Below are 16,111 nucleotides of genomic sequence, written 5' to 3' on the forward strand. Positions count from 1 at the left end.
ACCCGATTCCCCCCGCGATCCCCCGGGAGAGGCATGTCCCTTCTGCCCCACCACCGCAAGCTCGCCGTCGGGGCCCTGGCCCTGGCCACGTTCGCGATCTCCTGCGGCTCGGCCACCGCCAGCACCTCCGCCGCCACCACCTCCGCTGCTGCGGCGGCGGCGGGCAAGGTCCTGTGGACCCCGAGCACCAAGACCGGCCCGTCGTCCTTCCCCGGCGTCCAGTGCGCCGCCCCCAGCAGCTTCGGCGTCGTCAAGGACCCGGCCAAGGGCAGCGTCTGGAAGGCCTTCCAGGCCGCGAACCAGGAACGGTGCGAAACGGTCGGCCCCGACCTGAAGCAGGGCGACACCTTCTACCTGGGCTGGTCGTCCAAGGTGGACATCAAGGACGACAACAGCCGGTACGTCTTCCAGCTCAAGTGCTCGCCCAGCGAGGGCACGGCCAACCACCCGATCGAGATCGACATCACCAACAACCGGGTGCGCCTCCAGGAGTGGGACACCGAGCACAACGCGCACCCGCTGTGGACGGCGCCGGTGAAGAACGGCGAGTGGCACGCCTACGCGCTCAAGATCCACCTGGGGCGCACGGACGGCACCATCGACTTCTGGTTCAACGGCAAGAAGCAGACGTTCAGCACGGGTTCGGGCACCTTCAAGGGCACCACCTGGGACGGCGACCGCAACTACCTCAAGTGGGGCTCCTACCACCCCTCCCCGGGCGACGCGACGAACATGTTCACCAGCCCGGTGATGGCCACCACCCTGGAGACGGCCACCGCCGGCTCGTAGGGGACGCCCGCAGGCCCTGACCCCGGCCGCCGGGTACGCCCCGGCGGCCGGGAGTCGTCAGCGGACCCTGGCGACGCGGGCCGCCGCCACGGCCACCAGCAGCCCCAGGCCGACGCAGGCCGCGCAGACGAGGAACATCGTCCGGTACCCGGTGGCCTCGGCGACCAGCCCGAGGGAGCCGCTGCCGGCGGCCAGGCCCACGGTGAAGCAGGCCCCGAAGGTCGACAGCGCCGTGGCGCGCCGGCGCTCGTCGACCGAGCGCACCACGAACAGGCCCAGCACCGGGTAGATCTGCCACATGCCGACCCCGGTGAGCACACCGCCGACCACGCCCAGACCGAGGCCGTTCGACAGCCCGATGAGCGCGACCCCCAGGGCCTCGACGACGAACAGGGCGGCGAGCGCCACCGGTCGCGTGGCCTCCCAGCGGATCCAGGTGCTCGCCACCCTCAGCAGCACCACGGTCAGGGAGTACGCGGTGACCACGGCCGCTCCCCCGGCGACACCGAGGGCGTCGAACTTCGCGACCGCGAAGCCGGAGACGGCCGCGAAGCCGAACGCGGTGAAGACCAGTGCGATGCTGGGCAGCACGGTGCCCAGCAGGGCCCGGCCCCGGTCGGCTCCGGGCGCCTGCCTCTCCTTCGGGGGCAGGCGCACCTCGGGCACGGACAGGGCGATGGGGATGACGGGCAGGGCGAGCAGCCCGGCGAGCACGAACGTGGCCGTCGTGCCCACCAGGTGCTCGATCAGTGAACCCAGCGGAGCGCCCAGGCCGATGGCCACGTAGATGACGGTGCCGCTCAGCCCCAGCGCCCAGCTCTGCCGGTCCTTGGCGACGAGTTGGACGGGCCAGACCCCGGTCGCGGCCAGCATGACGCCCATGCCGATGCCCACCAGCATGCGCAGGCCGATGAGTTCGGCGGTCGACCCGGCGAGCGGGTAGCAGACGGTGGCGAGCATGGTGAGGATCGCGCCGCCGATGGTCAGGGCCCGGGCGCCAAGGCGGTTCATCAGCGCCCCCGACACCGGGCGGGCCAGCAGCGCGGTCAGCGCGTACCCGCCGACGACCGCGCCGACTTCGGCGGGGCCGCCGTGGAGCCGATTTGTGACGAGGCCGGGCAGGATCGGGATGGTCAGGGCGAACGGCATGTAGCCGATGCCGCTGGCCAGCGATATCAGCAGGGCGTGCCATACGGATCGCTTGTCGGTGGTCTCGGCAGCAGGCTGCTCCAGCTGCTCGGTCTGCACGCGCACAGGTTTCACTCCCCCAGGTTCACGGACCCCCTCACCCGTGCGGTGCGAAGGCCCGGACCGCAGCGGCTGCGGCCCGGGCCCACTGTTTCAGATGTCGCCGAACCGGCCGCTGCGGACGGCGGCGACGAACGACGCCCAGGCCTCGGCCGGAAAGACCAGGGCCGGGCCCTGAGGGTCCTTGGAGTCACGGACAGGCGCCAGGCCGGGAAAGTCCGCTGTCACCTCGACGCACGTCCCACCGTTGTTGCTGTAGGAGGACTTGAACCACTGGGCCTCGGACAGATCTACGCGGTCAGCCATGATGCTCCTCTCAGACTTCACCGAACTCACCGCTGCATACAGCGGCGACGAATGACTTCCACGCCTCGGGCGGGAAGACGAGAGCCGGTCCCTGCGGGTCCTTCGAGTCACGGACCCTACCGAGGTGCGCGTCATCTACCTCGATGCAGCCGCCCTGCCCGTTGCTGTAGGTGCTCTTGCGCCACGCGGCGTCGGTCAGTTCAGCTTGCATCGCCTTCATAGTCCTCTCGCGCCTCCCGGATCATGACGAGACTGTCCGGTTGATTCAGGGCATTCACCTGCAGTCGATCGTACTTTCCAGCCCACACGGATACGACCTCGATGTCCTGCTCCAAGAAGCCCCTTTGAAGGGTCTCCGTGTACCCGACCATGGTCCGGTTCGCCAAGGTGAGCAGCGTGACCGAGTGCGAGAACGGACGCTCCTCGCCAAGCGCAGAGGGCGCGATCTGAATCACGATGTTCGGCCTTGCCGCCAGGCGCTCCAGATGCTGTAGCTGTTGGACCATGGTGGCGGGACCGCCGATCGGACGCCGCAGGGCCGACTCGTCAAGGACGACATGAACGGCCGATGTGCGGTCAAGGATCCTTTGTCGCACAGCCTTGAGCTTCTGCCGTTCGTCAGCTTGCTCCTGCGTCGCCTCACCACGCCGAACTGGCGCCGACTCATACGCGGCGCTGTAGCCCGCGTGTTGGAGTATGCCAGGCACCATGTCCAGCTCGAAGATCCTGATGGCAAGAGCTTCGCGCTCCTTCGCCGCATACTCAGGGAATCCAGGGATCAACGATCCGTTCTTCCAACTCCACCACAGGAGTTCGAGCGAACCGCCAGCCTCCAACGCAGCATCACAGAGAACGACGAACTTTAAGCTCGGAGTCGTCTTCCCCGTCTCTACGTTCGAAATGTAGACGCTTGAGTATCTGACCAGCTCTCCCAGCCCAACCTGGGTCAAGCCCTTTGCGTCCCGCAACGTGCGGAGATGAACAACCAGCGCAGCCAGGGGGGATGACTTTGGATCAAGCGTGCGACGGTTCAAGATCAGCTCCAACTTAAAGCAGGGGCAACTGGAGAGTTCAAGTCCTTCCGATCCTAGAGGTCAACACGGGAGCATGGCTACACCCGGTGATCCACCGGACGCACAGCGCAACACCTCGCCCGGGACCTGCCGCTGTGGCCACTCAACAACCCAGCCCTGGAGCAGAGTTGAGCAGCATCCGCCTCATGAGCCGTCCGCCCGCCCGCCGTTCGGGCCAGCAGGTGTTCGTCCTGCGCGAGGACCCCGACGGGTCGGGCGAGCTCCTCGTCCTCCTGGTCGACCCCGCCCACCGGGACGGCATGACCCTGCCCGGTGGCAGCGCCGAGCAGGACGAGCTCCCCCACCTCGCCGGCCGTCGGCACCTCGAAACGGAGACCGGGCTCGTCCTCCCCCTCCGCACGATCCTCACCATCGACTACGTCCCCGCCTCGCGATTTCCCGAGGGCGTCGACTTCGTCTACGCGGGCGGCCTGCTCTCCCACCGCCAGGCCGAGGCCGTCCACTGCCACCAGCCGCCGCCGGACATCCGCGGCCTCCACTGGATCCCCCGGTCCGGGCTGCGCGAGGTCATGGCGGACGACCAGTGCCGCCGCGTCGAGGACGCCTGGGACGCCTGGGACCACGGCGCCGGCCTCCCGCTCCTCGTCCAGGGCGTCCCGATCGCGGTCGGCTGACCGGACCGGCCAAGTGATTCGTCGACGGCGCCCGGGGCGAGTTCTTCGCCGGCTCTCCGACTACCGAGCCCAGTCGGACCCCCCCGCCGGCCGCTGACCCGGCCGCGGCCGAACCGTCGCGGACCCCTCCGCCGCGGTGTGCCAGACCAGGAGCGCGCACAGGAAGGCCGCCGCCGCGAAGACCAGCGGTCCCGCGACGGAGTCCTCCCGGGCGCCGGCGGCGAGCGCGCCGACTGCGGACAGGGCGAAGGCGACGGCCGGCAGCGCCCGGGGGCCTGGCGTGCCTCCCGGGGCGGCGGCCGGCCGCGGCAGCAGCCGGGTCGCGAGGCTGTGGCAGGCGCAGCCCAGCAGTGTGGCCCCCAGCACGTCGCTGGGCCGGTGGTGGTAGAGAGCCTGGACCGCGCCGGCGGTGACGGCGAGCCACAGCATGCCGGCGGCGACGACGTAGGGGCGCAGGCGGGGGGAGGCGACGAGGGCGGTGCCGAGGACCAGTCCGACGGGGACGGCCGCGTGTCCGCTGGGGAAGCTCACCTCCGTGAGCATGGCGGGCGCGCCCACCAGGTCGGGGCGGGGCAGGACCGCCTTGCTGAGCACCTCGGTGCCCCCGAAGGTGGCCAGGACCACCCCGACCGCCGCGCAGCCCGCCCACCAGCACCGCCGCACCAGGGTGACGGCCACGATGAGCACCGTGCCCACGACCAGGGTGGGCAGGGCGGTGAAGTCCAGCGGCGGCATGGCCCCCGAGTCGTACGTCGACCCCGACCAGTCGTAGATCCATGCCGGTTCGCCGCCGTTGCGGTTCATCAGGCCGTTCTCCGCCCGCTGCCCGAACGGGGTGCAGACGGCGATCAGGTAGACCGCCGCCAACCCGAGGATCCGCAGCAGCACAGGGGTCCACGGCCGTACCACCCGCGAAGGGCTCGACCCGGCCGGGGTTTCCGGGGCCGGACCGGGGGCGTCCGGCCGGTGCAGGGCCTGGTCCGCGTGCTCTTGCCGGGTCATCGCCGTCCCTCCTCCGCGTCCCGGTGCGCGTACTCCGCGCTCCCGGGCCCGTCGTGCCAGGCACCGCGGAGGCGGTCCTGAGCGAGGACGTCCGCTCACCGGACGGCCCACGCAGTACAGGGGACGGATGCCGGGGATCGACGGGTTCACCGGCCGTTCCGCGCCGTCGACCCGGGGCGCGCCCCCACCACCCCTGCCCGTCAATTCTGGACTTGTGGGTCCATTTTCGGCTTCCTGACGTAACGGACGTTCCCTCCCGAACGAAGCCGCACAGGAAGGCGGTCACCCCATGCACGCGATCCGGATCGAGGAGCACGGCGGCCCCGAGGTCATGCGTTGGACCGAGCTGCCCGACCCCGTCCCCGGCCCCGGTGAGGTGCTGGTGCGCCTGGGCGCGGCCGGGGTCAACTACATGGACGTCGGCGCCCGTTCGCAGGGCAGCGGCGGCTGGGCGGCCCCGGCGGTGCTGGGCGCGCTGACCACCTGGGCGGCCTGGCAGCGCTGGCGCGACAAGGTGGTGGCCCGCTACCGGGCCCAGGGCGTGAACTGTCCGCTGCACACGGCGCTGTCCCAGCTGGGCTCGACCACGGACGCGGCGCGGGCGGTGGCCGCGCGGCTGCTGGAGCAGTGGCAGGGGCAGCTGGCGGCGGGCATCCGCCACCTCCAGAGCAGCGGGGAGGTCTCCCGGGCCCTGGACGCGGACCGGGAGGCGGCGGCGCTGCTGGCCGGGGTGCAGGGCGGGGTGCTGATCCTGCTGACCACCGGCTCCACCACCCACCTGGAGGCGGCCCTGGACTCCGGTCTGGCCCGGCTGCGCGAGGCCCGTCCGCTCCCCCGTGGTCTGGACCGGAGCGCCGGAATGTGATGTGGGGCACGCCCGCAGGGGCTGCGGGTGAGAAGGGTCACCCGGGGCGCCCCGCCGGGCGGGCGGAGGGCGGCAGGGCCGGTGGGGACTGGGCGGGAGGTGAACCGGCACGGGCGAAGGCCCTGTCCGCTTCGGGACCAAGGTCACGAATCCGGCCGACCTTCGGCCCGGTGGTTCACCCTCCGTACCCGGGCAACCGTGGACGGTCGCCCGGTGTGACCGGGTGATGGTGCCGTCCAGCGTGGGCGGCGCCGTTCCCCCGCCGTCTACCCGGCGCACGGCACGCGTGTGAAGCGCGGCGCCGTACGTCCCGGAGGACCCCGAAGCCCATGTCCCGAACGATCGACAACGCCCCGTATACCGCCTTCCACCGCAGGCTGGCCCTGGCCTGTTCCGGTGGGCCGCTGCTCGACGGCTACATCCTGAGCATCGTCGGTGTCGCCCTGATCGGGATGCGCCCCGACCTGGGCCTGTCCACCGCGGAGGTCAGCCTGATCGGTGCCGCCGCCCTGGTGGGCATGTTCGTCGGCGGCGCCCTGTTCGGCGTGCTGACCGACAAGATCGGCCGGGAGGTGATGTACACCGCCGACCTGCTGGTGATGGTCGCCTGCTCGGTGCTCTCGTTCTGGGTCGACTCGGTGTGGGCGATCACCGTGCTGCGCTTCGTGCTCGGCATGGCCGTCGCCGCCGACTACCCGATCGCCACCTCCCTGCTCGCCGAGTGGCTGCCCGCCAAGAAGCGCGGGCGGCTGCTCGGTCAGCAGATCGTCGCCTGGTACGCCGGCTCGGTGCTCGCCTACGTGGTGGGCTACCTGTTCCTGGAGCTGGCCGGACCGGGCAGCTGGCGGTGGATGCTGGCCAGTTCCACCGTGCTGTGCGTGGTCTTCCTGGTGATCCGCCGCGGCTCCCCCGAGTCGCCGCGCTGGCTGGCCGCCAACGGACGGGTCGGCGACGCGGTGCGCGTGGTGGAGAAGCACCTCGGGGTACGGGTCGACGGCCGCGAGCTGATGCCCGACCCGGCCGAGCGCGCCCGCAGCGCCGCCGGACTGCGGCTGCTGATGACCCCGCCCTACCGGCGCCGCACCCTGTTCTGCGGCCTGTTCTTCCTCTGCCAGGTCGGCCCGCTGTTCGCGATGCTCACCTTCGGCCCGCAGATCCTGTCCTCCTTCGGCATGCCCGGCGGCACCGTGATGGAGACCCTGGGCACCGGCCTGATCAGCCTGGTCTTCCTGCTCGGCTGCTACCCGGCGCTGCGCCTGATCGACACCAGGGGCCGGCGTCCCGTCATCATCTGGTCCTTCGCGCTGATGACCGTTCCGCTGGCGCTGCTGGGGGTGTGGCCCACCGCGCCGGCCGCCGTCGCGCTGACCGCGCTGTGCGCGTACGCCTTCCTGTGCGGCGGGCCGAACGTGCTCGACTGGACCTACCCCAACGAGCTGTTCCCGACCGAGATCCGGGCCACCGCCGTGGGCGTGGCCACCTCGGTGAGCCGGATCGGCGCGGCGGTGGGCACCTACCTGCTGCCGCTGTCGCTGACCGGCCTGGGCACCGGCCCGACGATGCTGATCGCCGCCGGGACGACGGCGCTGGGCCTGCTGGTGTGCGTGCTGTGGGCGGAGGAGACCCGCGGCACGGCGCTGGGCGCCGCCCCGGCCGCGCCCCGTACGGCCGAGGCGCCGGGTGTCCCGGCGCAGCGGGTGCCGCAGTCGGTGCGCTGACAGTGCGCTGACGGCTGACGCGTGAGCGGCGGCGCCGCCCGGGATGCTCCCCGGGCGGCGCCGCCGTTTCCTCACCAGACGTCGGGGGCGGTGTCGTAGATGCCGTTCAGGCGGTCCAGGACCGCCCGGAAGACCATCCGGTCGAGGTACCCCGGGTACAGGGGGTGGGGCGGGAGGGGGTCGTCGCGCTGGACGCCCGGGGGCAGGCCGCCGGTGGCGGGGGCGAGTTCACGCTCGTCGCGGAAGGCGAGGGCGGCCCAGAACGCGGCGGCCAGCGGCACGGCGGCCACGCCCGGGGGGACGGGCCAGGACTCGCCGCTCTGGGGGTGGCGCGGGACCACGGCGATGTCCGGGAGGGGGCGGGGCAGCGGCCGGCCCGGTCCGGCCAGGGCAGCGCGCCGGGCCGGGCGGGCCGCAGGGGGCGGCAGTTGGCCGAGGAGTCCGTGGAAGGCCTGTGCGAGCGGGCCGGCGGAGAGGGCGAGGGGTGCGCCGTCGGCGGCGAAGACCAGGTGGGCCAGCGTCACGGCGGCCTCCACGTCCCAGCGGATGCTCCGTGTCCCGTCCGCTTCCACCAGGGCGGCGGCGCGCCACCGGTCGGCAACGGTGTGCCAGTCGGCGATCGGACGGCCCGGGCCCGCCGGGACGGCGCGCACCGCGTCGAGCACCAGCCAGGTGGCCTGCCACAGCGAGCAGGCGTCGACCCTGGTGGCGACCTTGCGGCCGCAGCCGGCGCAGGTGACGTTGGGTCCGTCGCGGCCGTCGATGCCGCAGCAGGCGCCGGGTTCACGCCGCTGGAGCAGGGCGGTGCCGTGGGCGTCGCCCGGGGCGATCACGATCGACCAGGGCTCGCCGCCGGGGCTCTCGTCAAGGCCGTAGGTGCCCTCGTCCATCAGGACGGGCATGGCCACGCCGTTGCCGAAGGGGAAGCCGCCGTAGACGGGGAACGCGACCCGCGACAGCGCCACCGTCAGCGCGGTGCCGCACGCCCTGCACTCGAAGACCTCCACGCCCGCCCGCTCCCCCTTGCCGCCCGCCCCGACGGGCGAGTATCTCCGTCCGGGCGGGCGGGTGGCCAGCGGGTTTCCGGGCCGGGCCGCCGTGCCCACCGGCCCCAGGGCCGGGCGGCTTCGTCAAGCCCGTCCCCGGGCCGACCGATCGGCAGCGGCCCCGGCCCCCGCGATGACGCGACGATGCTCCTGGCAGGGCGAACTGGAGGCGGCGGTGGCCGGGGTAGAGGCCGGGGACGGCGACGGGACGCTGCACGGGCGCGAGGCCGAGATCCGGTCGGCGGCACAGGCGATCGAGACGCTCACCCTGCCCGCCGGGGCCGGGGTCGGTGAACTCCTGCCGTGCGCCGCCGTGCACGGGCCGCCGCGGGCGGCGGTCAGACGGAGAGGGCGGGCTCCGCGGGCGCGCGGCGCAGGACCCGGCCCAGGGCCAGGGCTCCTGGCCCGACCGCGGAGATCAGCAGGAAGGCCCAGCAGAACATGACCGAGGGCTCGCCGCCGTTCTGGATCGGCCACAGGCCGTGCTCCTGGTGCACGCTGAAGTAGGCGTAGGCCATAGACCCGGAGCAGACGAGCGCTGCCGGGCGGACCGCCAGCCCGACGAGGACCAGGAGCCCGCCGGCCATCTGGATGACGGCCGCCCACCACCCGGGCCACTCTCCGACCTCGGGCGCCTTGCCGTGCGCTCCGCCCAGGACGCCGAAGAGGGTCGCCGCACCGTGGCACACGAACAGCAGGGAGACCACGATGCGGAACAGCCCCAGTACCAGGGGGCGGGCGCGTTCGGAGAGCGGCGCGAGGGCGACGGACACGGGAACTCCTTGGGCCTTGGGGGGACCGGATGCGCGCGGAGACTCCGGGACCGTGGGGGGACGGCCTGGAGTTCTTGACGCGCGAGCGCCAATTCTGACGAGACGTCAGGCCCGGTGCCAGGAGAGCGGGCCTCTGAGATTCCTCTGAGTTCCGCGCGGCGCTCCCCTGGCCCGAGCCTCGGCGCCGATGGCGCGCAGCAAAATATACGGCTCTTGCAACTTAATCGGTACGCAACTATTGTTGAAGCGCGTAAAGTTCATCAGCAATCAGCCGTGCGCCCACCGGACCCCAGCCCGGCGGCGCCGGCGGTGCCGACCTCACGGGAGTCCCACATGAGCAGCACCCTCTTCACCCCGTTCGCCCTGCGGGACGTGACCGCCCCCAACCGGGTCTGGATGCCACCGATGTGCCAGTACAGCGCCGCGCCGGCCGGGGAGCGCGCCGGGGTGCCCGACGAGTGGCACTACACCCACCTGGCGGCGCGGGCCGCCGGCGGCACCGGTCTGATCATCGTGGAGGCCACCGCGGTCAGCCCCGAGGGGCGGATCAGCCCGTACGACCTCGGGCTGTGGAACGACACCCAGACCGAGGCGTTCCGCCGGATCACCGCCTTCCTCAAGGAGCAGGGCACCGTCCCGGCCATCCAGCTCGGCCACGCCGGGCGCAAGGCCTCCACCGAGCGGCCCTGGGTCGAGCGCGGGCGCGCCCTGAGCCCCGAGGAGGAGCACGGCTGGACCCCGGTCGCCCCCAGCGCACTGGCCTTCTCCCCCGAGCACACCACTCCCGATGAGCTGACGGTCGATCAGATCGGCGTCATCGTGCGACAGTTCGCCGACGCGGCCCGGCGCGCGCTGGCGGCCGGCTTCCAGGCCGTCGAACTCCACGGCGCCCACGGCTACCTGATCCACCAGTTCCTCTCCCCGCAGAGCAACCGCCGCACCGACGCCTACGGCGGCTCCTTCGAGGGCCGGATCCGCTTCGCCCTGGAGGTCGTCGACGCGGTGCGCGCGGTGTGGCCCGAGGAACTGCCGCTGTTCTTCCGGGTCTCCGCCACCGACTGGCTCACCGAGAACCCCGAGGACGGCCGCGAGGGCTGGACCTCCCAGGACACCGTCCGCCTCGCCAAGGAGCTCCAGGCCCACGGCGTGGACCTGCTGGACGTCTCCACCGGCGGCCTGGTCCCCGACGCCCGGATCGAGGCCGCGCCCGGCTTCCAGGTGCCCTTCGCCGAGGCGGTCCGCGACCAGACCGGCCTGCCGGTGGCGGCCGTCGGGCTGATCACCGACCCGGCCCAGGCCCAGCGGATCATCACCGACGGGCGCGCCGACGCCGTGCTGATCGGCCGCGAGCTGCTGCGCAACCCGTTCTGGGCCCGCCACGCGGCCGGCGCCCTCGGCGGTGAGGTCCACTCCCCCGTCCAGTACCACCGCGCCTGACGGCGCCCGACGGCATCTGACCGCACCCGGCCCCGCCCGCTCCAGGGCGGGGCCGGCGCGCGGTCAGGGCTGGTCGCCGGCGCGCAGTTCGACGGCGAGCCGGCGCCGCCCGGCGACCGCCGTCTCCAGCGGCACGGCCAGGCAGGCCAGCAGCGCCAGGCCCGCCGCGGGGAGCAGCACCGGCAGTGGCGAGGGCCGCAGGGCGTCGCCGACGGGGACGCCGACCAGGGTGGTCAGGTCGAAGGCCGGGCCGAGCAGGGTCGCGGCCGTGAGGGCGGCCAGGGCGCCGCCGGCGGCGGCGGTCAGGGCGCGGGGCAGGGCTTCGGCGGTGATCAGGGCGAGGCCCTGACGGGGCCGCAGGCCCATGGTGCGCAGGCGGGCGAGGAGACCTGCGCGTTCGGGGGCGGCCCGTAGCAGGGTCAGCAGGGTGGCGAGGAGGGCGAATCCGGCGGCCGTGGCGGCGGCGTAGCGGAAGAGCCGGCCGGTGGCCTGCTGGAGCGGGTCGTCGGCGAGCTGGGCGGCGAGTTCGCGGCTGCTGGTGACGGTGTAGCCGGGTGGCAGGCCGTGGGTGGCGTGGCCGGCGGCGGTGGCGTCGTCCTGGATGAGTTTCAGGATGCCGGTGGGCTGGGTGAGGCCGTGTTCGCGCAGCAGTGTCCTGACCTGTTCGGGGTCGATGTCGCCGACGGCGAGCCACCGGTTCGCGGGCCGCAGTTCCGGCAGGCGGGCGGTGGCGGGGCCGGCCGGGACGATGACGAAGGGCTGGCCGGGATCGGGCAGGGCGGGGGTGGCGGTGACGGTTCCGGCGACGGTGGTGGGCAGGTAGCTGCCGGTGTTCAGGTGCAGGGTGGGCGGGCCGGCGGCCAGGCGGGCGGCGAGGTCGCGGCTGAACAGCGCGGGCACGGGGGTGGCGGGGCCGCCGGGGGCGGCGGTGACGGCGGCCGGGTCGAAGGCGCCGGCGCCGGTGGTGCGGGCGATCTCGGCGTAGGCGGCCGGGTCGGCGACCACCACGGTGACCTTGGTGTAGTCCGAACGGGCGCCCAGGAACAGGGCCTTGGGGTCGATCCGGACGGCGGTGGCGGTGCGCAGGCCGGGCAGGGCGGCGGCGGCCTCGGTGAACGCCGGCGGCACGGTGGCGTAGTCCGGGAGGGAGATCCCGATGTCCCCGCCGGTGCTCAGGCGGGCGGCGCGCAGCCGGCTGTGGTCGACGGCGTCGAGCACGGCGGCGCCGAAGCCGGTGCCGGTGACGGCGATCAGCAGGGCGAGCAGCGGCAGCGCGGAGGGCCGGTGCCGGCCGGCGGTGTCGCGGGCGGCGCGGGCCAGGCCGAGGAAGCCGATCAGGCCGCGGCCGCGCCCGGCGAGGGCGGCCAGCCGGCCGATCAGCAGCGGTTCGGTCCGGGCCAGCAGGAGTCCGCCGGTGACGGCGAGCAGCAGCGGGGCGGCGATCAGCAGCGGGTCCGGGCCGGCTCCGGGGTGGCCGACGCCCCGGCGGCGGACCTCGGCCACCGCGGCGGCGGTCACCAGCGCGACGGTGAGTTCGCCGATCACCCGGCGCGGGCCGCCGGCCGGGCGCCGGCGCGACCACAGCAGGGCGACGCGGGCCGGGACGGCCAGCAGGGCGAGCAGGGTGGCGGCCAGGGCCGCGAGCACGGCCTGGCCCCAGCGGGGGGTGGGCAGCAGCACCAGGGCGAGGGCGGTGCCGAGTGCGGCGGCGGGCAGGACGGTGACGGCGCCCTCGGCGAGCAGCCTCCCCAGCACCCCGGCGCGGGAGCCGCCGCGGGCGCGCAGCAGCCGCAGTTCGGCGGCGCGGCGGTCGGTGGTGAGGGCGGCGGCCAGGAACAGCACCACGGCCGCCGCGCCCGCGACGCCGGCCGGGCCGATCGCGGCCAGCGGCACGGCGGCCCGGTAGCGGGCCCGGGCCCGGGTGAGGGTGTCGGGCAGGAAGGAGGAGGCGCGCAGGTCGGCCCGGCCGGTGGCGGCGGCGGGTGCGTCGGCGGCGGGGCCGGCGAGCAGGGAGTCCACGGTGGCGATGGTCTGGTCGAGCCGGTCGGCGCGCAGGGCGGCGGGGTCGACGGGCAGCCGCCAGAAGTTCTCGGCGCCGCTGCCCCAGCGGGCCAGTGCGTCCAGGTTCGCGCCGTCGGTGAAGCCGGTGGTCTGCCAGCCGTTGTTGCCCTGGGGGTCCAGGCGCAGGCAGGCGCGGGCGGGGCAGCCGAGGTCGTCCCAGTACGGGTCGGCGGGGTCGTCGACCCGGTAGAGGCCGACGACGGCGGTGCGCCGGGGGCCGGTCACGCCGGCGCCGTTGTCGAGGGTGTCGCCGAGGGTGATGCCGATGGTTGCGGCGGCCTGCTCGCTGATCACGATCGGCAGCGGGCCGCCGGCGGGGGCGGGGGTGGGCCAGGTGCCGGCGGTGAGGGTGGCCCGGTCGGCGAGGCCGTCGAGGTGGAGCAGTTCCAGTTGGGGGGCGGTGGCGGCAGCGAGCCGGGCGTAGCCGGGGTTGTTCAGGGCGCCGCGGAGGCGGGCCCGGGTGCCGCGGGCCTCGCCGGCCGTGGTCAGCGGCAGTGCGGTGGCCAGGCGTGCGGTGAGGGTGGTGCGGACGGCGGCGAGGTCGGCGGCGGTGTCGGTGGGGCGGGTGTGGGAGGTGTACTGCAGGCTGCTCAGGTGCAGGCCGCGGTGGCGGACGTAGTCCTGCAGGGCGGCGTCGGCGCCGCGGTCCTGGACCCTGGGCAGGGCGGCCGCGAGGAAGACGGTGACGAGGGCGAGGGCGACGGTGAGCAGCGCGGCCAGAGGGTCGGCGCGCAGCCTGCTGCGGACCCAGTGCGCGGGCCGGTGATCAGCCTGGCGCGCGGGCCGGTGGTCGGCGTCGGTGGTTCCGGCGCGGTTGGTCACGGTGTCCTCCCCCTCCGACTCGACGGCTGGGGGGCCGCGGGGGTTCACGGGGGGTCACGCGGTGCGCCGGCGGACGGGCGTGCGGCCGTGGCCGCCCGAACCGGGCGGCCACGGCCGATGTTCACGGTGCGCCAGGATGCTGTGATGGTGCGTCAGGAGTTGCCGCGGCCGAGGAAGTGCCCGGCGGTGGTGGCGCTGGTGGAGCGGCGGTCGTGGGAGCCGTCCTCGACGACGTGGATCATGCTGCTGTCCGGGTCCATGCCGCGGTCCTTGGCCCAGCCGCTGACCAGGTGGGTCATCTCGTTGTTGGCGTCCAGGTAGGTGTCGGAGATCTTGGCGTTGGCGACGCTGTTGTTGTGGTCCTTCATCTGGTTGTCCCACTCCCAGGCCCAGGTGTCGACCAGGCGCTGGGCGCTGTCGCCGACCCACGGGATGGGGGTCAGCGGGGCGCCGACCACGTGGTAGGCGACCTTGGCCTTCCAGTCGGCCTGGAGGTTGGCGTCGTCGCGCTGGCCCATGGCGACGTCGGCGCGGATCGCGTCGTAGACGCCGAGGCTCGCGGCGCCCTTGTTCATGACGTCCTGGATGTCGTTCTGCGAGGGGTTGGGCCCCAGCGAGGACAGTTCCTGGGCGATCCTGGCGCTCTCGGCCTGGTGCAGGGTGGCGTAGGCGTCGGGGTTGTCGGACAGTCCGCGCATCACCCGCACCAGGCTGTCCTCGCCGACGCCCATGTGCACCGTGCCGTTGGCGTCGGTCCACACCGCGCTGCCGTGGTCCATGTACTGGGAGTTGCGGCCGTTGAAGATCTCGTGGCTGTCGTTGGTGTAGTCGGCCAGGGCGTTGGCCAGCGGCTGGCGCAGGTTGGCGTTGACCTTGTTGCCGCCCTGGCCCTCGTCCAGGGTGGTGACGGTGTCGTGCATGATCCGGGCCTGGGCCTCGGTGTGGTGGCCGGTGTGCGGGGCGCCGGCCGGCTGGCCGGTGGTGGCGGCCTCCAGGGCCGCGCCCAGGCCGCTCTGGGACAGCGGGTCGGGCATCTTGAACGGCCCGGCCATCGAACTGACCCAGCCGTCCGGCCACTTGCGGTCCTTGAGCAGGTAGTGCAGGTGCTGGTTGCCGCCGTTCGCGTTCGGGTCCAGGTAGGCGGTGGCGGCGTCGGGTTCGCGGCCCATGATGGCGAGCACGTTGTCCAGCGGGTCGGCGCCCAGCGCGTCGCCGGTGTGGCCGGCCTTGTAGCTCCAGGCGTCGGGGTGGGCCTTCTCCGTCGCGGTGATGTCGTCGGCGAGGTCGCCGAGCATCCCGGCGGAGTACTTGCCGTCGCCCTTGGTCATCAGGGTGGTGAGGACCTGGTAGCCGTACACCGGATCGGTGTTGGAGCCGTAGTTCTTGTAGCCGGCGTCCTTCATGCTCTGGCGCCAGCGCCGGTAGAAGTCGGTGTTGGTGTCCTGGGTGGCGGAGGCCACCGCGTGGGTGAGGCCGCCCTGGAGGTCGGTGTAGGCGGCCTTCTTGTCGCCGCCGGGGCTGTTCAGCTGCTGGGCGAGCTTCAACAGCCCGTCGGGGCCGAGCCGGTCCAGCAGGCCCTGGGAGAAGGCGGGGTGGTCCGCCTTGTCCTTCATCAGGTCCTGCAGCTGCGCGAGCTGCTCGGGGGTGAGGCTGTCCAGGTGGGTGGCGAGGTCGGCGGCGCGCTGGGCGTCGCCGGCGTCGCCGCCGCCCACCGCCTGGCCGTTGAAGGTGAAGTCCAGCGGGTTGCCGGCCTTGGAGGCGCCGCGCAGCGCGGCGGCGATGCGCTGGTCGGCGCGGGTGGCGGCCTGGACGCCGGCGGTGATCGCCTTGGTCCACTTGTCGGCCGCGTCCTGGTAGGACTGCCGGCCCTCCGGGTCGTGGTGCAGCGCCTGGCGGGTCGCCGGGTCGAGGGTGCTCTCGTCGAACACGGCGGTGCCGGTGCCGGTGACCTTGAAGCCGTCCTTGACCGCGCCGTCGGCGGCGTCGCGGGTCTGCTTCTGCGCGGCGGCGAAGTCGGCGTGCGCCTCGTCGAGCAGCGAGGCCATCGCGTTGGCCTCGGTCTGGGCGTCGACGATCTGGCCCTTGGTGGCCAGCAGAGCGGTGTTGGCCAGGTTCGCCGTGTTGCCGGTCCACCAGGGGCCGCCGCCGGTGAGGCCGTTGCCGCCGGGGAACAGTCCGTTGCCGCCGATGCCGTTGCCCTGGCCGCTGCCGCCCAGGACGTCCTGCTCCATGGTGGTCTGCATGGTGTGGAAGCGGGTGGCCATCGCGCGCCACTGGGTGGCGGCGGTGGTCAGCGCGTCGATGTTGGCGTTGATGACGTCTTCGTATCCGAGCAT

The 16,111-nt window shown here is 73.6% G+C and carries 14 protein-coding genes; 5 read left to right on the top strand and 9 right to left on the bottom strand.

What is annotated here, in order from left to right:
- Window positions 1-33: 33 nt before the first annotated feature.
- Window positions 34-789: a heparin lyase I family protein gene (locus ACZ7BZ_RS26765; RefSeq protein WP_470360533.1), complete on the top strand. Its 756-nt coding sequence runs from the start codon at window positions 34-36 to the stop codon at window positions 787-789.
- A gap of 57 nt (window positions 790-846) precedes the next feature.
- Here ACZ7BZ_RS26765 and ACZ7BZ_RS26770 read toward each other — a convergent pair whose 3' ends face one another.
- The 4 genes from ACZ7BZ_RS26770 to ACZ7BZ_RS26785 all read right to left on the bottom strand — a co-directional run bounded on the left by ACZ7BZ_RS26770 (window position 847) and on the right by ACZ7BZ_RS26785 (window position 3,377).
- Window positions 847-2,037, bottom strand: coding sequence for an MFS transporter (locus tag ACZ7BZ_RS26770; RefSeq protein ID WP_470360534.1), 1,191 nt, complete (start codon window positions 2,035-2,037; stop codon window positions 847-849).
- 93 nt (window positions 2,038-2,130) lie between these two features.
- A complete protein-coding gene (locus ACZ7BZ_RS26775) occupies window positions 2,131-2,343 on the bottom strand; it encodes a DUF397 domain-containing protein (RefSeq protein WP_470360535.1) in 213 nt (70 codons plus the stop codon).
- Between the two features lie 10 nt (window positions 2,344-2,353).
- Window positions 2,354-2,554, bottom strand: a complete 201-nt coding sequence (locus tag ACZ7BZ_RS26780) for a DUF397 domain-containing protein (RefSeq protein WP_470360536.1) — start codon at window positions 2,552-2,554, stop codon at window positions 2,354-2,356.
- Complete coding sequence (locus ACZ7BZ_RS26785) at window positions 2,544-3,377, bottom strand: helix-turn-helix domain-containing protein (RefSeq protein ID WP_470360537.1); 834 nt, start codon at window positions 3,375-3,377, stop codon at window positions 2,544-2,546. Before ACZ7BZ_RS26785 ends, ACZ7BZ_RS26780 begins: the two co-directional genes overlap by 11 nt.
- Before the next feature lie 185 nt (window positions 3,378-3,562).
- On the opposite strand from ACZ7BZ_RS26785, the gene ACZ7BZ_RS26790 reads away from it, so the two are divergent.
- Window positions 3,563-4,051, top strand: a complete 489-nt coding sequence (locus ACZ7BZ_RS26790) for an NUDIX domain-containing protein (RefSeq protein ID WP_470360538.1) — start codon at window positions 3,563-3,565, stop codon at window positions 4,049-4,051.
- Window positions 4,052-4,111: 60 nt separating this feature from the next.
- Here ACZ7BZ_RS26790 and ACZ7BZ_RS26795 read toward each other — a convergent pair whose 3' ends face one another.
- Window positions 4,112-5,053, bottom strand: coding sequence for a phosphatase PAP2 family protein (locus ACZ7BZ_RS26795; RefSeq protein ID WP_470360539.1), 942 nt, complete (start codon window positions 5,051-5,053; stop codon window positions 4,112-4,114).
- A gap of 289 nt (window positions 5,054-5,342) precedes the next feature.
- Between ACZ7BZ_RS26795 and ACZ7BZ_RS26800 the strand changes: the two genes are divergently transcribed.
- Complete coding sequence (locus ACZ7BZ_RS26800; RefSeq protein WP_470360540.1) at window positions 5,343-5,918, top strand: TetR family transcriptional regulator C-terminal domain-containing protein; 576 nt, start codon at window positions 5,343-5,345, stop codon at window positions 5,916-5,918.
- A gap of 329 nt (window positions 5,919-6,247) precedes the next feature.
- Complete coding sequence (locus tag ACZ7BZ_RS26805; RefSeq protein ID WP_470360541.1) at window positions 6,248-7,636, top strand: MFS transporter; 1,389 nt, start codon at window positions 6,248-6,250, stop codon at window positions 7,634-7,636.
- 71 nt (window positions 7,637-7,707) lie between these two features.
- Here the strand turns inward: ACZ7BZ_RS26805 and ACZ7BZ_RS26810 are convergent, their stop codons facing one another.
- A complete protein-coding gene (locus ACZ7BZ_RS26810; protein WP_470360542.1) occupies window positions 7,708-8,643 on the bottom strand; it encodes a hypothetical protein in 936 nt (311 codons plus the stop codon).
- Window positions 8,644-9,020: 377 nt separating this feature from the next.
- Window positions 9,021-9,455: a DoxX family protein gene (locus ACZ7BZ_RS26815; protein WP_470360543.1), complete on the bottom strand. Its 435-nt coding sequence runs from the start codon at window positions 9,453-9,455 to the stop codon at window positions 9,021-9,023.
- Window positions 9,456-9,788: 333 nt separating this feature from the next.
- Between ACZ7BZ_RS26815 and ACZ7BZ_RS26820 the strand changes: the two genes are divergently transcribed.
- Window positions 9,789-10,892 carry an NADH:flavin oxidoreductase/NADH oxidase gene (locus ACZ7BZ_RS26820; RefSeq protein WP_470360544.1) on the top strand — a complete coding sequence of 368 codons (1,104 nt, stop codon included), beginning with the start codon at window positions 9,789-9,791 and terminating at the stop codon, window positions 10,890-10,892.
- Between the two features lie 63 nt (window positions 10,893-10,955).
- Here ACZ7BZ_RS26820 and ACZ7BZ_RS26825 read toward each other — a convergent pair whose 3' ends face one another.
- Window positions 10,956-13,775, bottom strand: a complete 2,820-nt coding sequence (locus ACZ7BZ_RS26825) for a hypothetical protein (protein WP_470360545.1) — start codon at window positions 13,773-13,775, stop codon at window positions 10,956-10,958.
- 152 nt (window positions 13,776-13,927) lie between these two features.
- Window positions 13,928-16,111: a hypothetical protein gene (locus ACZ7BZ_RS26830; protein WP_470360546.1), complete on the bottom strand. Its 2,184-nt coding sequence runs from the start codon at window positions 16,109-16,111 to the stop codon at window positions 13,928-13,930.

Source organism: Kitasatospora sp. NPDC036934, assembly GCF_055608425.1.